This is a genomic window from Burkholderia sp. KCJ3K979, assembly GCF_016759955.1.
Classification (GTDB): Bacteria; Pseudomonadota; Gammaproteobacteria; order Burkholderiales; family Burkholderiaceae; genus Burkholderia; species Burkholderia orbicola.
This window is the reverse complement of sequence record NZ_JACFYV010000368.1, coordinates 1-3,171: the sequence shown is the minus strand read 5'-3', so window position 1 is coordinate 3,171 and position 3,171 is coordinate 1. Positions and strand designations below refer to the sequence as shown.

General features: G+C 69.3%; 2 protein-coding genes. One reads left to right on the top strand and one right to left on the bottom strand.

Annotated elements, in window-relative coordinates; all coding sequences use genetic code 11:
• Positions 1 to 42: 42 nt before the first annotated feature.
• Positions 43 to 981: an SH3 domain-containing protein gene (locus H3O04_RS34690; RefSeq protein ID WP_077179659.1), complete on the top strand. Its 939-nt coding sequence runs from the start codon at positions 43 to 45 to the stop codon at positions 979 to 981.
• Between the two features lie 132 nt (positions 982 to 1,113).
• Here the strand turns inward: H3O04_RS34690 and ilvD are convergent, their stop codons facing one another.
• Positions 1,114 to 2,973, bottom strand: a complete 1,860-nt coding sequence (ilvD, locus tag H3O04_RS34685) for a dihydroxy-acid dehydratase (protein ID WP_202589448.1) — start codon at positions 2,971 to 2,973, stop codon at positions 1,114 to 1,116.
• Positions 2,974 to 3,171 lie beyond the last annotated feature (198 nt).

The window sequence follows — 3,171 nt, the reverse complement described above, 5'->3', positions numbered from 1 at the left end:
CGGCACTGACCGGCGCGCGGCGGCGCGGCGCGGGAGAGCATCATGAGGAACACGATTGTCCGAAGTCTGTGCGTCGTCCTGGCCGGCCTCGCGGCCGCACCGGGCGTCGCCGATGCGCAGAGCAGCGCTTACACGAACTCGCCGGCCGAGCTGTTTGCCGGGCCGGCGCCCGATTATCCGGTGGTCGCGCAGATCCCGCCCGGCACCGCGCTGGATGTGTTCGGCTGCCTGAGCGACTACACGTGGTGCGATGTCGCGCTGCCGGGCGTGCGCGGCTGGATCGATGCGCAGTTGCTCGACTATCCGTACCAGGGCAGCTACGTGCCGTTGCTCCAATACGGCGCGATCATCGGCGTGCCGGTGACCGGCTTTGCGATCGGCGCGTACTGGGATCGCTATTACCGGCACCGCCCGTGGTATCCCGACCGTGATCGCTGGGCGCATCGTGCGGAGCCGAGGCTCGGCCCCGGCGGCATGCCGCCCGCGCAAGGGCGTCCGCAACCGGGTGCGCCGATGCAAGTCACGCCGGGCGGCCCGCCGCCCGTGCATGACACGCGGCCGTCGGCGACGCGCGGCGGCTGGAACGGCGCGAACCGCGTGCCGCCGCCGGCTGCACCGGCACCGGCACCGGCGCCGGGTGGAGTGGGTAATGCGCGTCCGGCCAGCCCGCCGACGCCGATGCCGGGCGGGATGGGTAATGCGCGCCCGGCCAGCCCGGCGGCGCCGACGCCGATGCCGGGCGGGATGGGTAATGTGCGTCCGGCCAGCCCGGCGGCGCCGACGCCGATGCCGGGCGGCGCGGGTAATACGCGCCCGGCCAGCCCGCCGCCCGCGCCGGGCGGCGAAGCCCGCACGATGCCTCAGCCCGCGCGCCAGGGAGGTTGGGGCGGCGGCGGTTATGCGCGGCCGCAAGGCGGCGGAAACGGCGGCGGCAACCATGGCGGCGGTGGAGGCGGCGGTCCCGACGAACTCCGCCACTGACGGCGTCGGTGCCGCGGGTTCTCCGGGCACCAGACAAAAAAAGCCGCTCCGGAGAGCGGCTTTTGAGAGCGGCTTTTGGATCGGGCAAGCGGGGCGAGGTAAGGCGCTACCGGTCGCCCGCCGCCCGCCGCATCAGTCGTCGAGCAGCGACAGATCGCGCACGGCGCCCTTGTCGGCCGACATGACCAGCTTCGCGTATGCCTTCAGCGCGGCGGACACCTTGCGCGGGCGCGGCTGCGCGGGCTTCCAGCCCTTCGCGTTCTGCTCCTCGCGGCGGCGCGCCAGTTCCTCGTCCGACACCAGCACGTCGATCGTGCGGTTCGGAATGTCGATGCGAATCCGGTCGCCGTCGCGCACGAGGCCGATCGCGCCGCCCGCCGCCGCTTCCGGCGAGCAGTGGCCGATCGACAGCCCCGACGTACCGCCCGAGAACCGGCCGTCCGTCAGCAGCGCACACGCCTTGCCGAGCCCTTTCGACTTGATGTAGCTGGTCGGGTAGAGCATTTCCTGCATGCCCGGACCGCCCTTCGGGCCTTCGTAGCGCACGATCACCACGTCGCCGGCCTTGACCTTGTCGTTCAGGATGTTCTCGACCGCTTCGTCCTGCGATTCGGTCACGTGCGCCGAGCCTTCGAACACGAGGATGCTTTCGTCGACGCCGGCCGTCTTCACCACGCAGCCGTCGAGCGCGATGTTGCCGGTCAGTACCGCGAGGCCGCCTTCCTTCGAGAACGCATGCTCGTACGAGCGGATGCAGCCCTCGGCGCGATCGAGGTCGAGACTCGGCCAGCGCGTGTTCTGGCTGAACGCGATCTGCGTCGGGATGCCGGCCGGGCCGGCCAGGTAGAACGTGCGGACCGCTTCGTCCTGCGTGAGGACGATGTCCCACTGGTCGAGCGCATCCTTCAGCGTCGGCGCGTGGACGGTCGGCACGTCGGTGTGCAGCTTGCCGGCGCGCTCGAGCTCGCCGAGGATCGCCATGATGCCGCCGGCGCGGTGCACGTCCTCGATGTGGTACTTGTTCGTGTTCGGCGCGACCTTGCACAGCTGCGGCACGGTGCGCGACAGACGGTCGATGTCCTTCATCGTGAAGTCGATGCCGGCTTCCTGCGCGATCGCGAGCAGGTGCAGGATCGTGTTGGTCGAGCCGCCCATTGCGATGTCGAGCGTCATCGCGTTCTCGAACGCCTTGAAGCCGACCGAGCGCGGCAGCACGCGTTCGTCGTCCTGCTCGTAGTGCTGGCGCGTCAGTTCGACGATGCGGCGGCCGGCACGCTTGAACAGCTGTTCGCGATCGGCGTGCGTGGCGACCACCGTACCGTTGCCGGGCAGCGACAGGCCGAGCGCTTCGGTCAGGCAGTTCATCGAGTTCGCGGTGAACATGCCCGAGCACGAGCCGCAGGTCGGGCAGGCCGAGCGTTCGACTTCGGCGACGTCGGCGTCCGAATACGACTGGTCGGCCGCGATCACCATCGCGTCGACGAGGTCGAGCTTCTTCAGTTCGACGGTCTTGGTGACCGGGTTCGCGAGGCGCGTCTTGCCGGCTTCCATCGGGCCGCCCGACACGAAGATCACCGGAATGTTGAGGCGCATCGCGGCCATCAGCATCCCCGGCGTGATCTTGTCGCAGTTCGAGATGCACACCATCGCGTCCGCGCAGTGCGCGTTCACCATGTATTCGACCGAATCGGCGATGATGTCGCGGCTCGGCAGCGAGTACAGCATGCCGTCGTGGCCCATCGCGATGCCGTCGTCGACCGCGATCGTGTTGAATTCCTTCGCGACGCCGCCGGCAGCCTCGATCTCGCGCGCGACGAGCTGGCCGAGATCCTTCAGGTGCACGTGCCCGGGCACGAACTGGGTGAACGAGTTGACGACCGCGATGATCGGCTTCGAGAAATCGTCGTCTTTCATGCCGGTGGCGCGCCACAGCGAGCGCGCACCTGCCATGTTGCGGCCGGCGGTGGAGGTTTTGGAGCGGTAAGTGGGCATGGTGATGGCTGAAGAAATATCGCGGGAAAAGGGTGGAGGCACGGGAATAAAGGCCTCTCTCGCGCCCGTGCGAACAACCTCTTGAGCTGCGCCCTGGGCAAACTCCGCGATTATCCCACAGCCGCCGGGCGGGCGGCGCCGGCCGGAGCGGGCGAGTGAGGCCGGTGGTGCACCGGACAGGGGTTAAGTGCACTCGGC

Coding starts and splice junctions, on each gene's coding strand:
- H3O04_RS34690 (WP_077179659.1), top strand. CDS start 43: ATGAGGAACACGATTGTCCGAAGTCTGTGCGTCGTCCTGGCCGGCCTC.
- ilvD (WP_202589448.1), bottom strand. CDS start 2,973: ATGCCCACTTACCGCTCCAAAACCTCCACCGCCGGCCGCAACATGGCA.